The 21762-nt window shown below is 72.7% G+C and carries 18 protein-coding genes; 8 read left to right on the top strand and 10 right to left on the bottom strand.

Annotated features, from left to right (window positions below):
* Positions 1-3: 3 nt before the first annotated feature.
* The 3 genes from P5G50_RS00185 to P5G50_RS00175 form a co-directional block, all read right to left on the bottom strand.
* The gene (locus tag P5G50_RS00185) at positions 4-1443 is read right to left on the bottom strand and encodes a basic amino acid/polyamine antiporter (protein WP_301209671.1); all 1440 of its coding nucleotides are present in this window, start codon (positions 1441-1443) and stop codon (positions 4-6) included.
* Positions 1444-1560: 117 nt separating this feature from the next.
* Entirely contained in the window at positions 1561-2286 is a 726-nt protein-coding gene (locus P5G50_RS00180) for an alpha/beta hydrolase (protein ID WP_301209670.1), read from the bottom strand.
* 73 nt (positions 2287-2359) lie between these two features.
* Positions 2360-3433 (bottom strand): S1C family serine protease, encoded by a 1074-nt coding sequence (locus P5G50_RS00175; protein ID WP_301209669.1) that lies wholly within the window; start codon positions 3431-3433, stop codon positions 2360-2362.
* A gap of 184 nt (positions 3434-3617) precedes the next feature.
* On the opposite strand from P5G50_RS00175, the gene P5G50_RS00170 reads away from it, so the two are divergent.
* From P5G50_RS00170 to P5G50_RS00160, 3 genes are all read left to right on the top strand, one after another.
* Positions 3618-4196, top strand: a complete 579-nt coding sequence (locus P5G50_RS00170) for a hypothetical protein (RefSeq protein ID WP_301209668.1) — start codon at positions 3618-3620, stop codon at positions 4194-4196.
* Positions 4193-5806 (top strand): helix-turn-helix domain-containing protein, encoded by a 1614-nt coding sequence (locus P5G50_RS00165; RefSeq protein WP_301209667.1) that lies wholly within the window; start codon positions 4193-4195, stop codon positions 5804-5806. The genes P5G50_RS00170 and P5G50_RS00165 overlap by 4 nt, the downstream gene beginning before the upstream one ends.
* A 145-nt stretch (positions 5807-5951) precedes the next feature.
* A complete protein-coding gene (locus tag P5G50_RS00160) occupies positions 5952-11714 on the top strand; it encodes a DUF7507 domain-containing protein (RefSeq protein WP_301209666.1) in 5763 nt (1920 codons plus the stop codon).
* A gap of 60 nt (positions 11715-11774) precedes the next feature.
* Here the strand turns inward: P5G50_RS00160 and P5G50_RS00155 are convergent, their stop codons facing one another.
* Complete coding sequence (locus P5G50_RS00155; RefSeq protein ID WP_301209665.1) at positions 11775-12173, bottom strand: YciI family protein; 399 nt, start codon at positions 12171-12173, stop codon at positions 11775-11777.
* 32 nt (positions 12174-12205) lie between these two features.
* Positions 12206-13465, bottom strand: a complete 1260-nt coding sequence (locus tag P5G50_RS00150) for an RNA polymerase sigma factor (RefSeq protein WP_301209664.1) — start codon at positions 13463-13465, stop codon at positions 12206-12208.
* A 158-nt stretch (positions 13466-13623) separates the two neighbouring features.
* Here P5G50_RS00150 and P5G50_RS00145 point away from each other — a divergent pair, with 158 nt between their 5' ends.
* Positions 13624-13797 (top strand): hypothetical protein, encoded by a 174-nt coding sequence (locus P5G50_RS00145; RefSeq protein WP_301209663.1) that lies wholly within the window; start codon positions 13624-13626, stop codon positions 13795-13797.
* Between the two features lie 102 nt (positions 13798-13899).
* On the top strand, positions 13900-15780 hold the full coding sequence (locus P5G50_RS00140; protein ID WP_301209662.1) for a heavy metal translocating P-type ATPase: 1881 nt from the start codon (positions 13900-13902) through the stop codon (positions 15778-15780).
* Here the strand turns inward: P5G50_RS00140 and P5G50_RS00135 are convergent.
* Genes P5G50_RS00135 through P5G50_RS00120 form a run of 4 tightly spaced genes read right to left on the bottom strand, consistent with a single transcriptional unit; the run spans position 15752 to position 19588 of the window.
* Positions 15752-16981, bottom strand: coding sequence for a sensor histidine kinase (locus P5G50_RS00135; protein ID WP_301209661.1), 1230 nt, complete (start codon positions 16979-16981; stop codon positions 15752-15754). The two genes, P5G50_RS00140 and P5G50_RS00135, sit on opposite strands and share 29 nt — an antisense overlap.
* Positions 16978-17646 (bottom strand): response regulator transcription factor, encoded by a 669-nt coding sequence (locus tag P5G50_RS00130; RefSeq protein ID WP_301209660.1) that lies wholly within the window; start codon positions 17644-17646, stop codon positions 16978-16980. Before P5G50_RS00130 ends, P5G50_RS00135 begins: the two co-directional genes overlap by 4 nt.
* Before the next feature lie 32 nt (positions 17647-17678).
* The gene (locus P5G50_RS00125; protein ID WP_301209659.1) at positions 17679-18212 is read right to left on the bottom strand and encodes an FMN-binding protein; all 534 of its coding nucleotides are present in this window, start codon (positions 18210-18212) and stop codon (positions 17679-17681) included.
* Positions 18209-19588 carry a ferredoxin reductase family protein gene (locus P5G50_RS00120; protein ID WP_301209658.1) on the bottom strand — a complete coding sequence of 460 codons (1380 nt, stop codon included), beginning with the start codon at positions 19586-19588 and terminating at the stop codon, positions 18209-18211. Before P5G50_RS00120 ends, P5G50_RS00125 begins: the two co-directional genes overlap by 4 nt.
* Before the next feature lie 117 nt (positions 19589-19705).
* Here P5G50_RS00120 and P5G50_RS00115 point away from each other — a divergent pair, with 117 nt between their 5' ends.
* A complete protein-coding gene (locus P5G50_RS00115; RefSeq protein ID WP_301209657.1) occupies positions 19706-20134 on the top strand; it encodes an ASCH domain-containing protein in 429 nt (142 codons plus the stop codon).
* A 134-nt stretch (positions 20135-20268) separates the two neighbouring features.
* Positions 20269-20574 (top strand): hypothetical protein, encoded by a 306-nt coding sequence (locus P5G50_RS00110; protein WP_301230550.1) that lies wholly within the window; start codon positions 20269-20271, stop codon positions 20572-20574.
* Positions 20575-20592: 18 nt separating this feature from the next.
* On the opposite strand, the gene P5G50_RS00105 is transcribed toward P5G50_RS00110, so the two are convergent.
* Positions 20593-20979, bottom strand: coding sequence for a hypothetical protein (locus tag P5G50_RS00105; protein WP_301209655.1), 387 nt, complete (start codon positions 20977-20979; stop codon positions 20593-20595).
* 146 nt (positions 20980-21125) lie between these two features.
* On the opposite strand from P5G50_RS00105, the gene P5G50_RS00100 reads away from it, so the two are divergent.
* On the top strand, positions 21126-21755 hold the full coding sequence (locus P5G50_RS00100; protein ID WP_301209654.1) for a hypothetical protein: 630 nt from the start codon (positions 21126-21128) through the stop codon (positions 21753-21755).
* Positions 21756-21762 lie beyond the last annotated feature (7 nt).

The following is a 21762-nucleotide window of genomic DNA, read 5'->3' as shown; positions in this document are numbered from 1 at the left end:
CGGTCAGATCGTGATCCAGCCGACCGCCAGGGCGACGATCCCGAGGACCGCGCCCGCGATCGAGACGGCGAGGATGACGAGCTCTCGGCCCGAGAACAGCCTCCTGCCCTGTTCGCGTCTGGCCATGACGAAGAGGATGGTCGCCGGCGCATAGATGATCAGCGACACCAGGACGAACCGGAGCCCGGCCGCGTAGAGCAGGAACGCGGTGTAGAGGGTCGCGAGCACGGCGACGACGAGGTCGCGCATCCACCCCTTCGGGCTCTCCCGATAGGTCTCTCTCGTCGTCACGAGCTTGAGCGCGTAGCAGGCGACGAGGAAGAACGGGATGAGGGTCAGCGCGCTCGTCAGATCGAGCGCGAAGTTCAGGGCGTCTTGCGAGAAGTAGGTGACGACGAGGATCACCTGCACGAAGATCGCGGTCATCAGCAGCGCGGGCCCCGGCACGTCTGCCGTGTTGGAGCGGGCGAGGAACCGCGGCATGTCCTCGTCCTTGGCCGCCACGAACAGCACCTCGGCGGCCATCAGCGACCAGGCGAGGTAGGCCCCGAGCACCGAGACGATGAGGCCGATGCTCACCAGCCAGGCGCCCCAGGGGCCGACGGCCGCCTCCAGCACCCCGCCCATCGACGGCTGGCGCAGCTGCGCGATCTCGCCCATCGGCAGCACCCCGTACGAGACGATCGTGACCGAGGCGAACACGGCGAACACGCTGAGGAAGCCGAGGATGGTCGCCGTGCCGACGTCCTGCCGGCGGCGGGCGTGCCGGGAGTAGACGCTCGCGCCCTCGACGCCGAGGAAGACGAAGACCGTGACCAGCATCGTCCCGGTGATCTGGTCGAACAGCGGCCCGGCGTACGAGGCGCCGGCCCAGTTCTCGGCGAATACCTCGGGCTTGAGCGCGAACAGCGCGAGCAGCACGAAGACCACGATCGGGACCAGCTTGGCCACCGTGACGATGCGGTTGATGACCGCCGCCTGCTGGAGGCCCCGCCGGATCAGCAGGAAGAACCCCCACAGTCCGACCGACGAGATGCCGATCGCCAGGAGGGTGTCGCCGTCGCCGAGCGCCGGGACGACCGCCCCGATGGTCGACATGATGAAGACCCAGTAGAACACCAGCCCCATCGCCGCGCTCGCCCAGTAGCCGAAGGCGGAGAAGAACCCGAGGTACTGCCCGAACCCGGCCTTGGCATACGCGTACACCCCCGCGTCGAGCTCGGGCTTGCGGTTCGCGAGGAGCTGGAACACGAAGGCCAGCATCAGCATGCCGAACCCGGCGACCGACCACGCGATCAGGGCGCCGAGGACCCCGGTCTCCTGCGCGAACCGGCCGGGCAGGGTGAAGATGCCCGCGCCGACCATCGAGCCGACGACCATCCCGGCCATCGTCAGCATGGACAGCTTGGCGGTACTGCTCTGCGTCTTCTCGGCGACCGACATGTCTGCGAACCCCCTCCGCGACCGGCGTCGCCAAGCTAGCGCCGTGCGGAATCGGGCGTCAAGGACCGGGATTCGGGCTGCGTGTCATCGGGCCGGTCCATGCCTCGCCCGGCCGGGTCAGCCGAGGAATCCGACCAGCGCTTGCGTGATCGCGGCCCGCGCCTGCGTGTCGTCGATGGTCGGCGTACGGTCGCCCGGCTGCGGCCCGTAGGCACCGAACTGCGCGTGGTTCATGCCGGGCACCTCCACGAGCCGCGCGTCGGCCGGCAGCAGGTGCCGTGCGGCGGCGATCTTCTGCGGCGTGCTCAGGCCGTCGCGCTCGCCGCCGATCGACAGGACCCGCAGCGGCGTCCGGCTCACGTCGGTCGCGCAGTACGAGCCGAACAGGATGAGTCCCTTCACGTCGGCGGAGTGGGCCAGCTGGCAGGCCCGGACCCCGCCCAGCGAGTGGCCGCCGACGTACCAGTCGCGCACCTCCGGGGCATGGGCGGTGAAGGCGCTGAGCGGCCGCTGGTCGAAGAAGGCCAGGTTGAGGGTCGGCTTGGTGATGATCACCGTGAGGCCGGCCTCCTCCACCGCACCCGAGAGCGTGGACAGGTAGGCGTACGGGTCGACCAGTGCGCCGGGCACGAAGACCAGCCCGGTGCCGGAGGCGCCCTCGGCGGGCGTCAGGACGACGGCGTCGCCCGCGTCCTCGATCTGGACGGCGGGGTTGCGCCAGACCGTCAGCGCAGCTGCGCGGTCGCCCATCATCGGCGTCGACGCCCAGGCGAGGAAGCCCACGACGACCAGCGCGACGACCGCGACGATCGCGACGACGACGTTCCTGAGGACGCGCAGCATACTGGGGCTCCTTCCGCCTCCGTCAGCCTACCTCGATAGTAAGCCGGCTGACGACCTCAGCGCCGCCTCCTCCTCAGCGCAGCGTCACCGTCGCCGTGTGCTTCGCCCCGCCGCGCAGGTACTCCACGTCGACCGTGTCGCCGGCACTGCTCGTCACCTGCACCGCGGTCAGCGCGTCGACGCTGGTCGCGGGGCGCCCGTTCACGCTCGTCAGGATGTCGCCCGCCCGGATGCCGGCCTCGTCCGCCGGGCCGCCGGACGCGACCGACTGCACGAAGAGCCCGTCGGTGATGCCGAAGGCGGCGGCCACCGACGGCGGGATCGGCGTGACCGAGACACCGGCGCTCGGGTGGTCGACCCTCCCGTGCTCGATGAGCTCGCGCGCGATCGGCAGCGCCTGAGCGACCGGGACGGCGAAGCCGATGCCGACGCTGCCACTGCTCGACTGGCCGCCGCCGCTCGGAACGGTCGCGATGGCGGTGTTCACGCCGACGAGCCGGCCGTCGCAGTCCACGAGGGCGCCGCCCGAGTTGCCCGGGTTGATGGAGGCGTCGGTCTGGATGGCGCCGGCGAGCACCGCGTTCGTGGCGTCGTTGCTCGGCACCGGAACCGTGCGGCCGAGCGCGCTGACGATTCCGGCGGTGACCGTGCTGGACAGTCCCAGCGGCGCCCCGAGCGCGACGACCGGCTGGCCGACCGAGAGCGAGCCGGAGTCGCCGGTCCGGATGACGGGGAGCGACTCCTCGCTCGTCACCTTCAGCACCGCGAGGTCGGTCTTGGGGTCACGACCGACGAGCGTTGCGGGCAGCTCCTCGCCGTCGCTCAGCCGCACCACGAGCGCCACCGGTGTCGACCCGGGCGCGATCACATGGTTGTTGGTGAGGACGTGCCCGTCGCCGTCGATGATCTGCCCGCTGCCGTTGCCCGACCCGCCGTCGCCGCGCACCTGCACGGTCACGATCGTCGGCAGCACCCGGTCGGCGACCGCCGCCGCGTCGCAGCTGCCGCGGGGCGCGGCGAGCAGAAGCGTCCCGACGACGCCCGCGATCATCCCTCCCGCGACCAGGATGAGCACGGCGGCGACCGCGATCAGCGTGCGCCAGGTGCGGGTCCTGCGTGCCGGAGTCGTGTCGTCCTCGGTCGTCATCGCATCCCCCTCGCTCCTTGAGCGGAGCGTAGCGAACACCAGGAGGGTCCGGGCAGGAGGGGCGTCATTGCTTCCGTTTTCTCATGCGTGCCAAGATGTGAATCACCCGAACGCGCGCGCGGCCCGACCGCTCGCACCTCCTGACCGTCTGCAACACCTGACCGCTCGCACTAGGGGTATCGCCATGACTCTGCACCAGTCCGCCACGGCCGGGGACCGGCGCCTGCCGCTCCTCCGGGTGCTGTTCACGCTCGTGGCGGCGGGCGCAGGAAGCGCGCTGATCGTGCTGGCCTTCTCTCCGTTCAGTGCCGCCGCCGCGGCGTTCTCGGCTCCGCTGTACGCGGTGGTCGCGGGAGGCTACAGCTTCCTCCCGTTCCTCGCCCGGCGCCTGCTCGGGCTGCCGTGGGCGGCCACGGCGGCCGGCTGCCTGGCGGGCGTGCTCTCGGCGCCGATCAGCCCGATCGGGCTGCTGATCGTCGTCCCGTTCGTCGCCGGCGGCGCGGCCTACGACGCGGTCGCGTGGGCTCTCGCCCGGGCGCCGTGGCTCGCCGATCGCGACCGGTGGGTGTTCACCATCGCCGCAGCCGTCTCGGCGCTGGTCCTGTTCATCGTCTCGCTGCCGGTGTTCTCGCCGGTCAACCGGGGCCTCCCGCTCTTCCTCGCAGCCGTTCTCGCCGGTCGCCTGGTCGGGCAGCTGGCCGCGTCGGCTCTCGCGGGTCTCGCCGCCGACGCCCTGCACCGCTTCGGACCGCAGCGGCGGTGACCGACGCGACCGAGCCGGCACCGGCCGATGGGCTCGTCGAGGGCGGCGGCAGCGTGCACCTCGACGCCCTCCGGGCCGCCGTCGACGGCCGGGACTGGGCGGCGGCGACGGCCGTGGTCCGTGCCGGTTGGTTCGAGCTGGCCGCCGCCGACAGCGAGCTCACACGCGCGGTGCTCGAGAAGGCGCCGGCCGGCGTGCTGCGGGCCAACCCGCTCCTCGCGATGGAGCTCGGGATCGCGTACAACAAGCTGCGCTTCCATCGCATCCGGGCGCTGCGCTACTTCCTCATGGCGGTCCGCAGCGCGCGCTCGATGCGGAACACGAGCCTCGATCCGGTCGACCGCGTCCTCATCCGCACCAGCGAGTCCGCCGCCTTCCGCCTGCTCGGGCGCACCGCGTCCTCGGCGGCGGCCGCCCACGCCGCGCTGGGCCACCTGGAAGCGCTGAGCGACGAGGACAGCGGCTCGATCAGCGACCTCCCGCGCATCTACGCCGTCCTCGGCGTCTCGCTGCTGTACGCGGGCGATCCCGAGACGGCGATGGAGGCGGCGGCACGCGGGTTGGCGGAGGCGTCGCCGACGCCACCCTCCAACGGAATGGGCGCGCTCGCCCTGCTCGCCGGCGTCCTGGCCCTGCGCGGCGACCTCCCGCACGCCCGCGAGCACCTCGCGTACGCGCGGACGGGCCCGTGGACCGACCAGCAGCGCAACGGCTACTCGGGCACCCTCTACCGGGTCGCGGAGGCGGTCGCCGCTCTCGAAGGCTTCGACGCGGCGACAGCGCGTGCCGAGCTTGATTCGCTGCTCGCCATGACCTCCGGCCGGCACGCCAACGAGCACTGGACGACGATCGCCCGCGTCGCCGCAGCGATCGAGCTCGTCGATGGCGACCCGGCCGCGGGTCTGGCGACCCTCGACGAGTTCGCGGACTTCCGCGCCGCCGAGGGGCGCTCGACCCGGGCGCGCTCCGACCTGGCGCGCACGCGGTCGCTGCTGCTGCTCGCCCTCGGCGACCCGGACGCCGCGCTCGCCGTGGCCCAGCGCGACATCCCGCCCGGGCCCGGGGCGCAGATCCAGCGCGCCCGCGTCGCCCTGGCCCTCGGGCAGACCGGCACCGCCCTGGACGAGCTGCGGACGCTGAGGAGCGAGCACCTCTCGCTGCGCGACGCCGCCGAAGCAGCGGCCATCGAGTCGGCCGTGCTCCTGCGCATCTCGCCCACCCCGCGCCGGGACGGGGTGATCCAGCGGCTGGGCGCCCTGCTCGAGCGCACCCAACTGCGGTTGCCGCTCGCGCTGCTGCCACCCGCCGACGTCGACCGGGTTGCGGGGACGCTCGCGGCGCAGGGGTACACGCGGGTGACCGCGGACCTCCCCGACCGGTTCCTGCTGCGCGACGTCGAGCCGGAGGCGCTGCTCAGCGATCGCGAACTGGCGGTGCTGAGGGGGCTGGTGCGCACGGGCTCGGTGTCCGAGATCGCGGCGGTGCAGGTGGTGTCGGTGAACACGGTCAAGACGCAGCTGCGCAGCGTCTACCGCAAGCTCGGCGTCTCCAATCGCGAGGACGCCGTCGCCGTCGCCCGCGAGCGGCACCTGCTCCCCGAGCACGACTGAGCCGTGCCCCGAAAGGGGGTGGTGCGGCCAGGGTGAGCGCGGGGTGAAAACCGGACGGCCGTCATCCTCCCGTCGATAGCGTTTCGCTGAGCGGGGGCGTGGTATGGCCACGACCGCCGCGTCACCGGGAGTGGAGGGGCAGGACGTGGCCGAAGGCGTAGGCGGTCGGAAGAAGCGGCATCGAGACGACCGAGAGGGGTTCTCGATCCGTGCGCTCGGCCGGCGGCTCGGGGTCGCGGGGTTCGTCGCCGCGCTGGCCGTGGCGCTCGTGGCGGTCGCGTCGCCGACGCCCGCGCTGGCGGCCGACATGACCGTCTCGGTCACCCAGACGTCGCCGACGACGCCGACCGTCAACAGCGGAGTGGCCGTCACCTACACGCTGACGTACTCGTGCAGCAACGCCGCCGGAAGCTGCGCCGACTCCGTCGCCACGATCCCGACGACGACCGTCACCGGCAACGGCACGAACACGGACTTCTCCTCGTGGGTCAAGACGGGCACCTGTCCGGCGGTGAACAAGTCGGTGGCCGGCCGGGTGTCGTTCAGTCTCGGCACCCTCAGCACCGGTACGGCCACCTGCACCTTCACGGTGACCCCGCCCGACTTCCAGACGCTGAACAACGCGTCGGCGTCGATCGCAGCCACGCTCTCGAGCACCAACTCCGCGTCCGCGACCTCCGCGCCCGTCACGTTGACCGCGGCCGCCGCCCACAACATCACGCAGTCCATCCAGATCCCCGGCCAGGTCATCCAGGGCAACCCGTTCAACTACACGATGGTGTTCAACTGCGCCGCGAACACCACCGCACCGCAGGGAGACCTCGGCACGTCCACCATCGAGCTCGCGGCCACCCTTCCGGCCGGCTTCGACTACCAGACGTACTCGCTGAGCTCGTCGAACCTCCCCGGCACGGTGGTGTACGACCCCGCCACCCGCGTGATCCGGTACTCGGACCCGACGGGAGCCTCCTGCGGCGTCACCAGCCGGATCGTCTTCGTCGTGACCGGGAACGCGGCCACCAACGGCGTGCCGGACGCCGTCGGCAGCAAGGTCTGCATCACGTCGACGTCGACGTGGACCTACCTGGACGGTGTCCCCGGCTCGGCCACGAACCCGTCGCAGTGCTCGACCGTGATCGCCGCGGCGACCGTGGTCGGCAAGAACGTCGCCACGAGCACGCTCGGGAACCTCGGGCAGTACAAATTCACCGACGGCTCCACCCCGCCATACACCTACCCCGGCGACTGGGACGGCACGGGCCAGTCGACCTACTTCGACATCCTCGCGGGCAGCGTCGGTGGTCCGACGAACGGCGGCGTCATGTTCGACATCAAGGACCCGATGCCGTGTCTGACCAACCTCTCCGGAGGTGTGTACTCCTCCAACGCCGTCGGCACGTACTGCACGGCCCCGGCCTACATCCCGACCCTTCTGACGCCCTTCAACTTCCCGGTCACGGCCGCCGACGCGATCACGCTGGTCTACACCGACGGTTCGACCGGCACGGTGCCGTACACGACCGGCAAGGGGTGGGTGATCCCGACCACACCGGCCGTGGCGCAAGTGAACATCCCGGCCTTCGCCGGAGAGGGCTCCAACTCGGCGGCGAACATCACCCTCCGGCTGTTCGGCTACGCGTCGCCGTCTGCGCAGACGCCCTCGGAGATCAAGAACACGGTGAGCTCGACGCCGTACGCCGTCGGCTCGTCGACCCCGCTCGTCGCGACGCAGACCGCGTCGCGCGTGGAACTCGTGACGGCGCGTCCGGCCGGCAACGGCGCCCTCGTCTTCCCGGCGCTCAACACCACTCAGGTCGGGACCACCTGCGCCGCGAACGTCACGCTCACCGGAACGAACACCTACAGCGGCAGCCGGATCGAGATCCCGACCGCGCCGTCGCAGGCCATCTACATCGACTACCTGGCCCCGGTCGGTGCGACGGCGGTGAACGCCCCGACGACGACGTTCACGCTGAACGCGCTCAACCCGCTCAGCCAGGGCGTCCGGCCGTCCACGACCCCCGCGATCGCCCCAACGCTCACCCAGGACCACAACGGGACGGGCCGCACCCTCGTGCGGTACGTCATCCCCGCCGGCACGGCGACGCTCGGCGGTCTGTACCGGATCACGTCGGCGTCCTTCGTCAGCCTCACTCTCGAGGCGGGCTGCGCGGGCACCTATCAGAGCGACGTCACCATCGGTTATGGCGCTCCGATCACGCAGTGCTACCTGAACAACGCGCGGACGGCGAGCATCTCGGCCGCACCGCTCAACCCGTGGTCCAGCACCGACCTGCGCGCGAACGGCGCCCCGACCGCCGGGAACTACTGCGGCGAGTCCGCTCCGCTGAAGATCGCTCCCATCCGGGCCGGCTTCACCGTCGACAAGACCGTGCAGGGCAACCTCGACCCGTCCCCGGTCGGAATCGGCAACCCGGGGCACGTCAGCAACGCCGGAGGCGCCGCCACCTATACGGTGTCGTTCAAGAACAGCGGCGAGGCGACGCTCGACAACCCGGTCATGTACGACCTGCTCCCGCGGGTCGGTGACACGCTGGCCTCCCAGACCACGGCGCGCGGCTCGCAGTTCCCGGTCACGCTGACCGGTGTGGGCACGCTGCCGTCCGGCCTCTCGGTGGCATACTCGCAGGCCGTCAACCCCTGCCGGCCTGAGGTCCTCGCGACGAACCCCGGCTGCGTCGACGACTGGTCCGCCACCGCCCCGTCGCCGCTGTCGAAGACCACGGCGCTGAAGTTCTCCTATGCCGGTCGCGTCACCGTCGGCACCGTCTTCGCCGCCACCTACACGGTGTCCACCCCGGTGGTCGTCGCCGGACAGGTCGCCAAGAACACCGTCGGCACCAACGCGACGGCGGGCGACGCCCTGGTCGGCACCGGGGCCGAGTCCTCCGTGACCGATCTGCAGGCGCAGAGCGCCCAGCCCGCCGTCACGAAGACCGCCGACCGCACGACGGTCGACGCCGTCGGCCAGGCGATCACTTACACCTTCACGGTCACCAACAACACGGCCGTCACGCTGGCGAACGTTCGGGTCGCCGACGCGCTCACCGACGCAGCACCCTCGAGCATCGCCCCGGCGGCGACGTGTTCGGCGCTGAGCAGCCCGGCAGCCACCTGCTCCGGCGCCGTGACGACCCTCGTGCCCGGGCAGTCCGCCACGTTCACGGCCCGGTACGTGACGACGCAGGCGGACCTCGACCACGGGCGCATCTCGGACCAGGCGACGGCGACGGCGGACCCGCCGAGCGGTCCCGGCCTGAGCAACAGCAGCGGGGTCGTCACCGTGACGGCCACGCAGAACGGCGCCCTCGGCCTCACCAAGTCGGCCACCCCCGACACGGTGGACTCGGTCGGTGACGTCGTGACCTACACCTTCACCGCGACGAACACGGGCAACCTGACCCTGAAGACCCTGGGCATCACCGAGAAGTCCTTCAGCGGCTCCGGCGCTCTGTCCTCGATCACCTGCCCGCCGGACGCGCTGGCACCCGGCGCCTCCATCGACTGCACGGCGTCGTATCCGATCACGCAGGCCGACCTGACCGCCGGCTCCGTCGTGAATACGGCGGCGGCGAGCGCCAAGACCCCGGCCGGCGTCACGGTCGCCTCGGCCGACTCCACTGCCACCGTCACGGTGAACCAGGTCGCGGGCTTGGCGATCGTGAAGTCCGCGACGCCGTCCTCCTCGGCGGCCTACAACGCGGGGCAGCTGATCACGTACAGCTACGTCGTGTCGAACACGGGCAACATCCCGGTGACCGGCATTGCGGTGAACGAGAAGACGTTCACGGGAACGGGCATCCCGTCGGCGATCTCGTGCCCGGCGACCGCCCTCGATCCGGCCGCACAGTTCACCTGCACGTCGACGTACACGCTGACCCAGGCGGACGTCGACTCCGGTTCGCTGTCGAACACCGCGAACGCCACGGGAAACGCGTCGACCGGCCCGGTCACGGCGGAAGACTCGACGGCCACCACGCCGCAGGAGGCGGTCTCGAAGCTGACGCTCACCAAGACGGCCGGCACCGCCTACGTGAATGCGACCGGTGAAACGATCACGTACACCTTCGCGATCCGCAACACCGGCAACGTCACCGTCCACGACGTGGCCGCTTCCGAGACGGCGTTCTCGGGCACGGGTGGGACGCCCGTGACGACCTGTCCGACCACCACGCTCGTCCCCGGGCAGGAGGTCGACTGCACGGCGACCTACACGGTGACCCAGGCCGACATGAACTCCGGCAGCATCGTCAACACGGCGGAGGCCACCGGCGTCGACCCGAACGACGCCGGCGTGACCTCGGCGAAGTCGACCGCCACCGTGACGGTCAACGCGGCGCCAGGCATCTCGGTCGAGAAGACGGCGGACCTCGCGTCGTTCACGGCTGTGGGCACCGCGATCACGTTCTCGTTCGCGGTCACGAACATCGGTAACGTCGCGCTCAGCGACGTGGCTGTGACGGAGGGCGACTTCACCGGCTCCGCCGCTCTGGGCGCGATCGACTGCCCCACGGGTGACATCGCCCCCGGTGACGTCGTGACCTGCTCGGCCGGATACGAGACCACGCAGGCGGACCTCGACCGCGGAAGCATCGTCAACACGGCGACCGCATCCGGCCGGACCGCCACAGGCGCGGGCGTCGTCTCCGACCCGTCCACGGTTACCGTCGCCGCCGTTCAGACCCCGGCCCTCACGCTGGAGAAGACCGTGGACCCCGGCTCGGCCGCCTCCGCCGGTGATGCGGTGACCTACACCTTCCATGTCACCAACACGGGCAACGTGACCCTGACCGCGCTGGCCGTCGCCGAGACCGGGTTCTCGGGAACCGGTGGGATCGCCGTGCCCGGCTGCGGCAGCGCCCCGCTCGCTCCCGGCGCCGACCGCTCGTGCGAGCTCACCTACCGGGTGACGCAGGCCGACGTCGATGCGGGGACGGTGACCAACACCGCCGTCGCCACGGCGACAGCGGGCGTCGCGACGGTGACCTCCGACCCGTCCACAGCGACCGTGTCGATCGAGCGCAAGCCGGCCCTGTCGCTGGTGAAGTCGGCGTCGCCGTCGGCCCCGGCGGACTTCGTCGCCGGGCAGCAGATCACCTACACGTTCGTGATCACGAACACCGGCAACGTCACGGTCACCGACCCGGCGGTTCAGGAGGGCCACTTCACCGGCACGGGAACGCTCGACGCTCCGGTCTGTGCGTCGGCCGATCCGCTCGCGCCCGGTGCGCAGCTGATCTGCTCGACCGTGTACACGGTGACGCAGGCGGACATCGACGCCGCCTCGGTCACGAACACGGCCGCGGCGACGGGTGTCGGGCCCGCCGGCACCGACCCGCTGGCGCCGCCGTCGTCGTCGGTCACCGTGCCGGAGCCGTCGAAGCCCTCGCTGGCGCTGCTGAAGACCTCCGACACGAAGCAGCTCGCCGCGGCCGGGCAGGTCGTGACCTACAGCTTCACGGTCACGAACACCGGCAACACGACGGCCACGAAGGTCGGCGTGAAGGAGGGCGCGTTCTCCGGCCGCGGCACGGCTCCGGTCCTCGACTGCTCGCTCGGCACGCTGCTGCCGGGGCAGACCGCGACCTGCTCCGCGCCGTACACGGTCGTGGCGGCCGACCTCGACGGGAAGCCGCTGACGAACACGGCGACGGCCTTCTCCGGCACCCCGTCCGGGAGCGACGTGTCCTCCGACCCGTCGACGGCGACCATCGACGACGTGGTCACTGCGGCAGGGCCGGGCGATCCGGCCGGCCAGGGCGATCCGGCAGACCCGACCGGCCTGGCTCGGACGGGTTCGACCATCGCGTGGGGCGTCGGCATCCTCGCCCTGGGAGCGCTCGCCGTGGGGACGCTGCTGATGCTGCGCCGCCGCCCGCTCAACTGAGCGACGGCCCGGCCGCATCCAGGATCAGGATGCGGCCGGGCCGGGCTTGCGCCCGGCGCCCTAAACCGCCGCGCTGCGCGCCCGGATGGTCGCCTCGAGCAGTTCGTTCGAGGTGACCGGGTCCATCAGAGGCAGGACGAGCACCTTGCCGTAGCGGGCGCAGGGGTGCCGGGAGCCGATCTCCACGGCGGCGTCCAGGTCGGCGGCGTTGATCAGGTCGAAGCCGGCGAACCACTCCTTGAACTCCGCGAAGGGCCCGTCGGTCACGGCGACCTGCCCGGAGCGCTTCGCGACCATGCGCGCGTCCGCCATCTCCTTCACGCGTTCGCCGAAGATCAGCGCGCCCGCAGCCTCGCCGGCGGCGAGCCAGTCCGCGATGTCGTCGTCGGCCTCGCTCCACGGCTCGCCGTCGGGCGCCGTCAGGTAGAGCAGCAGGTACTGGTTGGTGGTGTCGGTCATGGTCGTTCTCCTTCTCCTGCGGTGGGGCCTTCTCAGGCGGTGGGGGTGGGTCCGTCGGGCGGTGACAGCCGCTCGACCTGGGCGGAGAGCCAGCGGCGCTCCGCGTCGTTCGTGGTGCGGTCGCGGGCCGTGGCGTACGCGTCGCGGGCGGCGTCCAGTGCGCCCGCACGCTCCAGCAGCGCGGCTCTGACCGAGGGGAGGCGGTGGCTGCCCGCGAGCCGCTCGTCCGCCTCCAGCTCGCCCAGCTCCGCCAGCCCGGCGAGCGGACCGCTCACCATGCCGACGGCGACAACCCGCCCGAGCCGCGGCGCCGGGCCGGGGTCGACGCGGACGAGCGCGTCGTAGAGGGCGAGGATCTGCCGCCAGTCGGTGGCGTCGGCGTCGTCCGCCGCGGCATGCACGGCGGCGATCGCGGTCTGGATGACCAGGGGCGTCGCGGGGCCGGAAGCGAGGGCGGCGGCGGCCAGGCGGCGGCCCTCGGCGAGCTCGGCCCGGTCCCAGCGGCTCCGGTCCTGGACGGGCAGCGCGATCAGCCCGCCGTCGTCGTCGGCGCGGGCGCCGGTGCGCGCGTCGGTCAGGAGCATGAGGGCCAGCAGCGCCGTCGTCTCCGCGTCGCCGGGCGCAGCCGTGTGCAGCAGCCGGGTGAGCCGGATCGCCTCGGCGACCAGCTCGGCGTGCACCGCAGAGGCGCCGTCGGTCGGCGCGTACCCCTCGTTGAACATGAGGTAGAGCGCGGTGCGTACCGCGGGGGACCGCTCCGCGACCTCCCGTGCTCCGGGAAGGCCGAACCGCCTCCCCGCTGCGTCGATGGCGCGCTTGCCCCGCGTGATCCGCTGGGCCATGGTCGCCTCGCCCACATAGAACGCGGCGGCGATCTGCGCGGTGCTCAGCCCGCACACCGCTCGCAGGGTCAGCGCGACCTGCGCGGGAGGCTGCAGCGCCGGGTGGCAGCACAGCACGAGCAGCCCGAGGGAGTCGTCGGTGTCGCGCACCTCCCTGTCGCGTTCGTCGGTGTCGCGCACCTCGAGGGCCGCATCGCGCTCCTCGCGCGCCCGCCGGGCGACATTCGACCGCACGACGTCGATGTAACGGCGGCGGGCGGCCGTGAGCAGCCAGCCGCGCACGTCTCGCGGACGCCCCTCGCGCGGCCAGGTCACCGCGGCCTCGAGCAGAGCCTCCTGCACCGCGTCCTCGCAGTCGGCGAAGTCGCCGTAGCGCGACACGAGGGCGGCGGTGACCAGCGGGATCACCGCGCGCACGTTCGCGTCGAAGATCGTGTCGTCCGTCGGCATGTCCGCTGCTCCCTCCCGCTCGTGAGCGTCACCCCCAGGTCGGAGCCGAGCCTGCGATCTCGACACGGCCTGGGCGGAATGTCGAAACGGGCGGGTCGGCGACGACCACTGGTCAGCGTGGCACGTTTCCGGCGCCGCGCGTGAGGGAAGGAACCGACATGTCTGACATCGAGCTCCCCGGCGCGGCGGTGGCCCGCGAGGATGACACGATCCTCCGGCTGAAGGCGGAGCTGCGCGACGCGCGACGGCGTCGCCGCCTCGCGAAGAACCTGGCGACGATCGACGCGTTCCGCGCGCTCCCGTTCGGCGGGCTGAACGTCGGCGGGCGATAGCGGCGGGCGGTAGCACCCACGGTAGCGCCGGGCCGGTCTATCCCCGCGCCGCGCCGGCGACTATCCTCGCGAGGGTCCGCGCAGCCGGAGGGGGGAGGCCGTATGCGCGTCGCCCGCCTGGTGCTCCGCTACCGCGTCGTGTCGCTGACCGTCGTCGTCGGACTGGTCTGCGCGATCCTCGCCCTGGCCGGCCAGTGGGAAGCAGCGGCGTGGATCGGCGGCGCGTACGCGCTCGCGGTTGCGCTCGGCTACACGGTCCGGATGGTCCGGGAGCTGCGGGCCGGCCGTGTCGGCGTCGACCTGCTCGCGATCGTCGCGATCGTCGCGACCGTGCTCGTGGGCGAGATCGCAGCCTCCCTCATCGTCGTGCTGATGCTGAGCGGCGGGGAGGCGCTGGAGGACTACGCGAACCGGCGGGCGCGGCGCGAGCTCGACGCCCTCCTCACCAGGGACCCGCGCTCGGCGCACCGCTACGACGGCGACACGGTCGTCGACGTGCCGATCCAGGAGGTGCGGGTCGGCGACCTCCTGCTGGTCCGCCCCCCCGAGGTGGTCCCCGTCGACGCGGAGCTCGTGTCGGCGGACGCCGCCTTCGACGTCTCCTCGATCACGGGCGAGAGCCTCCCCGTCGAGAAGGCCGCGGGCGACACCGTGCTGAGCGGGAGCCTGAACGGCACGGAGGCGGTGCGAGTGCGGGCGACCGCGCTCGCCGCGGACAGCCAGTACCAGCAGATCGTCGCACTGGTCGCGCAGGCGTCGCAGAGCAAGGCGAAGGTGGTGCGGCTCGCCGACCGGTTCGCCGTGCCGTTCACCGTGTTCTCGCTGCTGCTGGCCGGCACGGCCTGGTTCGTGAGCGGAGACCCGGTGCGGTTCGCCGAGGTGCTCGTGCTCGCCACGCCGTGCCCGCTGCTGATCGCGGCGCCGGTGGCGTTCATCGGCGGGATGAGCCGGGCGGCCCGCTCGGGCATCATCGTCCGCAACGGCACCGTGTTCGAGGGGCTCGCCTCCGCCCGCACGGCCGTCTTCGACAAGACAGGGACCCTCACCACCGGCCGCCCGGTGCTGCGCGAGGTGCGCCCGGCCGCGGGGATGGAGGCGGACGAGCTGCTGGCGCTGACCGCGAGCGCCGAGCAGTACTCGTCGCACGTGCTCGCCGCCTCCGTCGTGGCCGCCGCCGCGGAGCGCGGGCTCGCCCTGCGGCCGGTGACCGACGCCGAGGAGCGCGCGACCGACGGAGTGGTTGCCAGGGTGGGCGGCCGCGAGGTGGCCGTCGGGAAGTTCCGCTTCGTGCGCTCGTTCGCACCCGACGTCGAGCGTCAGCCGTTCGCCGCCGGCGAGCTGGCGATCTACGTGGCGGTGGACGGCGCCTTCGGCGGCACCATCATCGAGCGGGACCCGCCGCGTCCCGACGCTCCCGGCACGATCCGGCGGCTGCGGGAGCTGGGCATCGGCGACATCGAGCTGCTGACCGGCGACGCCGCCGAGACCGCCGCGAGCGTGGCCGGCGAGCTCGGCATCACCCGCTTCCAGGCCGAGTGCCTGCCCGCCGACAAGGTGGAGCGCGTCTCCTCCATCACCGAGCGCCCCGTCATCATGGTGGGCGACGGCGTCAACGACGCGCCGGTGCTGGCGAGCGCCGACGTCGGCGTCGCGATGGGCGCCAAGGGCGCGACCGCGGCGAGCGAGTCCGCCGACGTGGTGCTGCTGGTGGACGCCGTCGCCCGCGTCGCCGACGCCGTCGTCATCGGCCGTCGCACCGTCTCCATCGCCCTGCAGAGCATCTGGCTCGGCATCGCGGCGTCGGTCGTGCTGATGGTGATCGCGACGTTCGGGCTGATCCCGGCGGTCGTCGGGGCGCTGCTGCAGGAGGTGGTGGACCTGGCGACGATCCTGGCGGCGTTGCGCGCGGCGCGGGCGGGGCCGGGGGAGGCGCCGCCCATGCGGCCGAAGCCCTTCACCGACGACGAGGCAACCGCACCGTGACCACGGCGCCGCCCGGCTCCGCGTTGGCCGCCGAGACGGTTCCCTGGTGGCGGGCGACGACCTCCGCCACGAGCGCGAGGCCCAAACCGTAGTGCCGCGCGCGACCGTCGGCCTGTTGCGGGTCGCGCACCGAGGCGAACCGCTCGAAGGCCGTGGCCTCCACGCCGGGGGAGAAGCCCGGTCCGTCGTCGGTGACGCTCAGCACGACCTCGTCGCGCTCCTCGCTCAGGCGCAGCGCGATGTCGGTCGCCGCGTGGTCCAGCGCGTTGTCGACCAGGGCGACGATCATGCGCCGCAGTGACACCGGGGCGCCGGTGACGACCGCCTCGCGCGCGCCGTCGATTTGGATGCGCAGCCCGCGCTCCTCCGCCTTCCCCGCCGCCGAGCGGGCGACCGCCTGGGCGAGCGCGGCCAGGTCGACGCCCTCGACCTCGGCGGTCTGCCGCGGGTCGGCGACCGTCAGCAGATCCTGCACGATCTCGGTGAGCGCCCGGCTGTCGTCGACGATCTCGTCGAGCCCGGAGCGCACCTCCTCGTCCCCTCCGGCCGTGTCGCTGCCGGCGACATGGCGGCGGAGCAGCTGGGCACGGGTGCTGAGCAGCGTGAGGGGCGTGCGCAGCTCGTGCCCGGCGTCCGCCACGAAGCGGCGCTGCAGGGCGAGCGCGTCCGCGAGCGGGCGGATGGCGCGCCGGGCCAGCAGCAGGCCGATGCCCGCCGCCGCGACCGTCGCGATGACGCCGGAGGCGACGAGGGCGACGAGGAGGCGCTCGAGCTCCTCCTCCTGCTCGCCGAGCCCGTACGAGATCTGCACCACCCGGCCGTGCCGCACGTCGGTCTCGGTGAGGTAGCGCTCGCCGCCGGCCTCCACAGTGCTCGACCGCGTCCCGCCGTGCTCCATGACCTGCTCGATGGCCTGCCGGTCGGGCAGCCCGTCCGGCAGGCCGGGAGAGCTCTGCACCCCGTCGGGCGTCACCACGGTGACGAGGAGGTTGCGCGGCGCATCGTGTGGCGAGTCCACCATCGACGCGTCGGCGAGCACCCGTTGCGCGGCCTCGGCCTGACCGGCCGCGACGACCACGTACACGACGACGCCGAGCGCGACGACCAGCCCGAGGATGATGACCGCGAACTGGGTGGCGAGCCGGCGGGAGGCGGAGCGCAGCTCGCGGTCGGGGGGATCGCCGGCCGTACCGCCCGTCACGGCAGCGCGCCCATCCGGTAGCCCAGCCCGCGCACGGTCTCGATCAGCGCGCGCCCGAACTTCTTGCGCAGGTGGTGCACGTAGGTGTCGACCACCCCCGGGTCGTCGGCGTCCGCGAACACCTCGTCCAGCAGGACCGCACGCGAGAAGACCTGTCCTGGCCGCCGGGCCAGCCGCTCCAGCAGCGCGGACTCCCGCTCCGAGAGCAGCGTCTTCGACCCGTCGTCGAGCGTGACCGTGCGGCTGTCGGGGTCGAGCCTGCCGCCGGGGAAACGCACCGTCGGCACGGTGGCGGAGGCGCGGCGCGTGAGCGCACGCACCCGCGCCACGAGCTCGTCGATGTCGAACGGCTTCGCCAGGTAGTCCTCGGCCCCCGCGTTGAGCCCGTCGACGCGGTCGGGCGCCGTGCCGAGCGCTGACAGCACGAGGACCGGCGTCGTCACCCCGCTGTCACGGAGGCCGCGCAGCACGCTCAGCCCCTCGACCGCGGGAAGGCCGCGGTCGAGGACCAGCACGTCGAAATCGCCGGTGAGCCCCCGGTGCAGCGCCCGCTGCCCGTCGGCGGCCACCTCCGGCTCGAAGCCCTCGGAGCGCAGCAGCGACGCGAGCATCGCGGCGAGACGGCTGTCGTCCTCCGCGATGAGCACCCGCCGGGTCTCGTCCATCTGCGCAGTATAGGTCGGGGGTTCCGGCGGCCTCACCGCTGGTCGAGCGCCGACTGGACCGACTGCTTGTAGCCCTCGGACGTGTAGGTGGCGCCCGAGACGGTGTCGATGTCCGCGGACTGCGACTGGAGCACCTCCTGCTGCAGGATGGGCAGCGCGTCCTGGTTGATGGCGATGTCGCGACCGTTCCCGTCGGGCGCCTGGAGGGTGTCGACGGCCGTGATCGTGCCGCCCGAGAGCGTGAGCTGCACCTGCACGGCGCCGTAGCGTGTCTGCACGGCCGAGCCGGTGATGGTCCTGGTGCCGGTGGAGCTCGTCCCGGAGCCCGAGCCGGAGCCGGACGAGGTCGACGAGCCGGAGCCGGTCGACGGCGCCGCCTGCGTCGAGCCGCCGGTCGAGCCGCCGGTCGCACCGCCCGTCGTGCCCGCCGCCGGGGTCGACGTGATCGACGTCGGCGCGCTGACCGCCTCCTGCCCCACGCCGTACAGCTTCAGCCCGACCGTCGCTCCCATGACCACGAGGATCACGGTGAAGAGGACGGTTCCGCGCCAGGATCGGTTGTTCATGACATGCTCAGTTCTTCTCGGTGGATGTAGCGCTTCGGCATCCGCAGCTCCCGCAGCGAGCGCTCGACCTGCGAGGCCATGCCCTCTGGGCCGCAGATGAACGCCTCCCAGTCGTGGAGGTCGGGGATGATGCGGCTGAGGGAGCCGGGACCGAGCGGGTCGAAGCCCAGGTCGGCTCGGCGGCCGACCAGCGGCACGACGGCGACGCCCGGCATGGCCTGCAGCTCCCCCAGCAGGGCGAGCTGCTCGCGGCCGCTGACGCGGTAGAGGACGACGGGCTGGGCGCCGCGCGACGCCAGCTCCTCGGCGAGGGCGCGGATCGGCCCGATCCCCGCACCGCCCGCGACGAGCAGGATGCGCGGACGGCTCGCCGTGTCGGCGGTGAAGTGCCCGAACGGCCCTTCGGCGAACACGAGCGTGCCCGGCCGCAGCAGGGGCAGCCTCCCCGAGTGGTCCCCGAGCGCACCCACCGTGATCCGCAGGGAGCCGTCGCGCGGCACCGCCGAGACCGAGTACGGGTGCGCGGTGCCGAGGTGCCCCCAGCGCAGGAAGCGGAAGAGGAGGAAGTTGCCTGCCCGCACGTCCATCCGCTCGACGTGCGGCCCGGTGAGCCAGACGCTCGTCATGCCGTGGCCCTCGGGCACGACCGCGGCGACGCGCATCCGTCCGCGCCAGGCGTCGAGGCCGGGGAGGAGGAACCGCCAGGTCAGCACGGCCGCCGCGGTGCCCAGGTACAGGGCGATCCACAGGACGCGGTTCACCGGGTCGGAGACGAAGTGCGCGCCGCCGCTCAGCTGGTGGAAGAAGGTGAGGAAGATCGCAGCGTAGGTGGTGACGTGCAGCCAGTACCAGACCTCGTACGACAGCCTCCGCCGGACCAGCCGGGCGCTGCTCAGTCCCACGGCGAGGAACGCGATCGTGCCGACGAGCGCCGTGATCATGTCGGGGTACGTCTGCAGCACCGTGACGAACTCGGTCCACGGCGGGTTGCGGTCGGCGAGCTCGCCGCCGATGACGATGAAGACGACATGTGCGATCACCAGGAACAGCACCGACGCCCCGAGAGACCGGTGCCACGACACGAGCCGGTCGAGCCCGACCGCCCGCTCGAACCACGGCACGCGGGCGATCAGCAGCACCTGGGCGCAGACGAGGAACGCGCCGGCCATCCCGCTCAGCTCGCCGACCGAGGTGGCGGCGTTCGCGGGCGTCGCGCCGAACCCGACGGGCACGCTCAGCCACCACATCGCGAGCACCCCGACGACGCCGAGGACGAGCGCCGCCCTGACCGCCAGCGCACCGCGCCGCAGCCGCACCGCCGTGGAGCCGCGTCGCGCGCGGCGGGCCGGCACGGGGAGCGTGAGCGTCTGATCCATGAGACCCACGATGTCCCCGTATTCTTTGCCGATTCTTACGGAGCCTGTGGATGCGCCGGATGGTCTTCATGAATCGGCCCAGGGCCCGGACCGTTGCCCGCCCCTAGGCTCGGATGCATGACCCGCCCCGGACCAGCCTCCGCCGCGCTGGACTTCGCGCAGCGGGCGCGCAGCCTCCCCGCCTCCACCATCGGCCGCCCGGGCCCCGAGCGCGACGACCTCACGCGCCGCATCCTCACCGGCGTCAAGACGGCCACCACCTCGCTCCTGGCGGACTACGCGGCCGAGCAGGAGCCCCTCCCCACCGTCGGAGCGCTCTACCGGCTGGTCGACTCCGCCGATGCGGCGATCGCGATCATCGAGGTGACCCGCGTCCGCCTCCGCAGCTTCGACGACGTCGACGCCCACCACGCGCACGCCGAGGGCGAGGGCCTCGACACGGTGGCCGCCTGGCGCGACGCCCACCTGTCGGTCTGGCCGGAGGCGACCGCCGCGACCGAGCTGGTGCTGGAGGAGTTCCGGGTGGTGGCGCGCGCTCCCCGCTGAGACCCGGCCGCGCATGAGCCCGTTGCGCTCGCCGCAGAACGGGCGGACAGTGGGGTCGGCCGACCGCTCCGCATGCGCCCGCATGCCGCTGCGTCCCGGCCGTGTTTGTCGGCAGCGGAGAGATGAGGGTGGCCGTGGGTGCGGAGGTCGTCGGTTCGGGCGAGCAGGTGGTCGACAGCGTCGAGGACTGGGCAACGTTGGCCCCCAAGCGCGCGTACGTCCTGCGGTCTCCCGCGGGTGAGGAGCTGCTGGCCGTCTTCGGCGGCCCGGCCGGACGAGCGGGAGGCGCGACGTTCTTCGCCCACGCGCCCGGCTTCGACGGCGAGCTGACGCTGCGCCCCGGTGACGGCTGGATGGTCCTGCGCCGCCCCGAGTCCGAGACGGGAGCGCTGGCGACGGCCGACGCGGAGGAGGGCGTGCCGGCCGACACCGTCGGTTAGACCCGACGGCTCAGCGCCTCACCCCCGGTCGAGGCTCGCGAACCCGGCGAACACGAGGTACGCGGCGATCGGAGCCGAGAGCACGGCGAGCACGACCCACGCGGTGCCCCCGGCGAACCGCCCGCGCACACCCGCGCGGAGCACGACGACCGTCACGGCGCTGACGCCCATGACGACGCCCGCGGTGATCAGGAGGGGGAACGCCTTCTGATCGACGGCGGCCTGCTCGGCATCGGTCGCCTGCCAGCCCTGGAACGCCGCCAGCACGTACGCGACCATCAGGATGATCGGGAGCGCCACGAGACCCACCGCGCCGAAGCCGTGCACGGCCGAGCGGCGTCCCTCCGCCGCCGATGCCTCCTGCGGGCCACCGCGCGGCTCCGGCTCCTGCGTGAAGAACGTCACGACGCTCCGCCCTGGCTGCAGTTGTTCATCGATACCCCCGGGCGGCACTGTACAGCGGGTACGCGGCGGAGATCCCTCCTTCCGACCGACCCCTCTCCCTCTCGCGCCCGATGCCCCCGCGACCCACCGGCCGGGAGAGTGGCGGGATGCGCGCCTCCACCTTGCTGCCCTGGACGCCCGCCGCGCTCGCCGTCACGCTTGCGGCCGCTGGCGTGGGCCTGTGCACGGCCGGCCCGGACGTCCTGCTGATCGGCCCGGCGGGCGCCCCGGACGCGATCCAGGCGGGCATGCTCCTCGTGCTCGCCGCCGCGGCCTGCGGCTTCGTCGCGCTCGTGCAGGTAGCGGTTCTGGCCCACCGCATCCCCTGGCGTGTGCTGCGCGTGATCGCGCGGGTGCTCTCCACCCTGCTGCTCCTGGCGGCGTTCCCCGTCGGGTATGTCCTGCTGGTCGCCGCCGCGTTCACCACGGTGAACGCGTACCGTCCGCTCGATGTGCCGGGCCACCGGGTGGTCGTCATGACGACGACGTGGCATCACCGCAGCATCCGGCTCCTGGAGGGGGACGGCTGGCGCTTCCACTACGTCCCGCCGTGCGCCGGCCCGCTGCCGGTGGACGGCTACGACCCGTTCGCGGCCGGTCGGTACCGGCTCGATACCGCCGGCGGCCGCAATGTGCTCCGGTTCGCCGAGGGGCCGGGAGGCCCGTACAGCGGCTCGGCCGTGCTCGGCCGGCGATCGGGGGAGGGCGGCGGCCGCCTGCCCGCGGCCTGTGGCTAGACTGCGT

The sequence above is a fragment of the Leifsonia williamsii genome, from assembly GCF_030433685.1.
Classification (GTDB): Bacteria; Actinomycetota; Actinomycetes; order Actinomycetales; family Microbacteriaceae; genus Leifsonia; species Leifsonia williamsii.
This window is presented reverse-complemented; position numbering and strand designations above follow the sequence as displayed.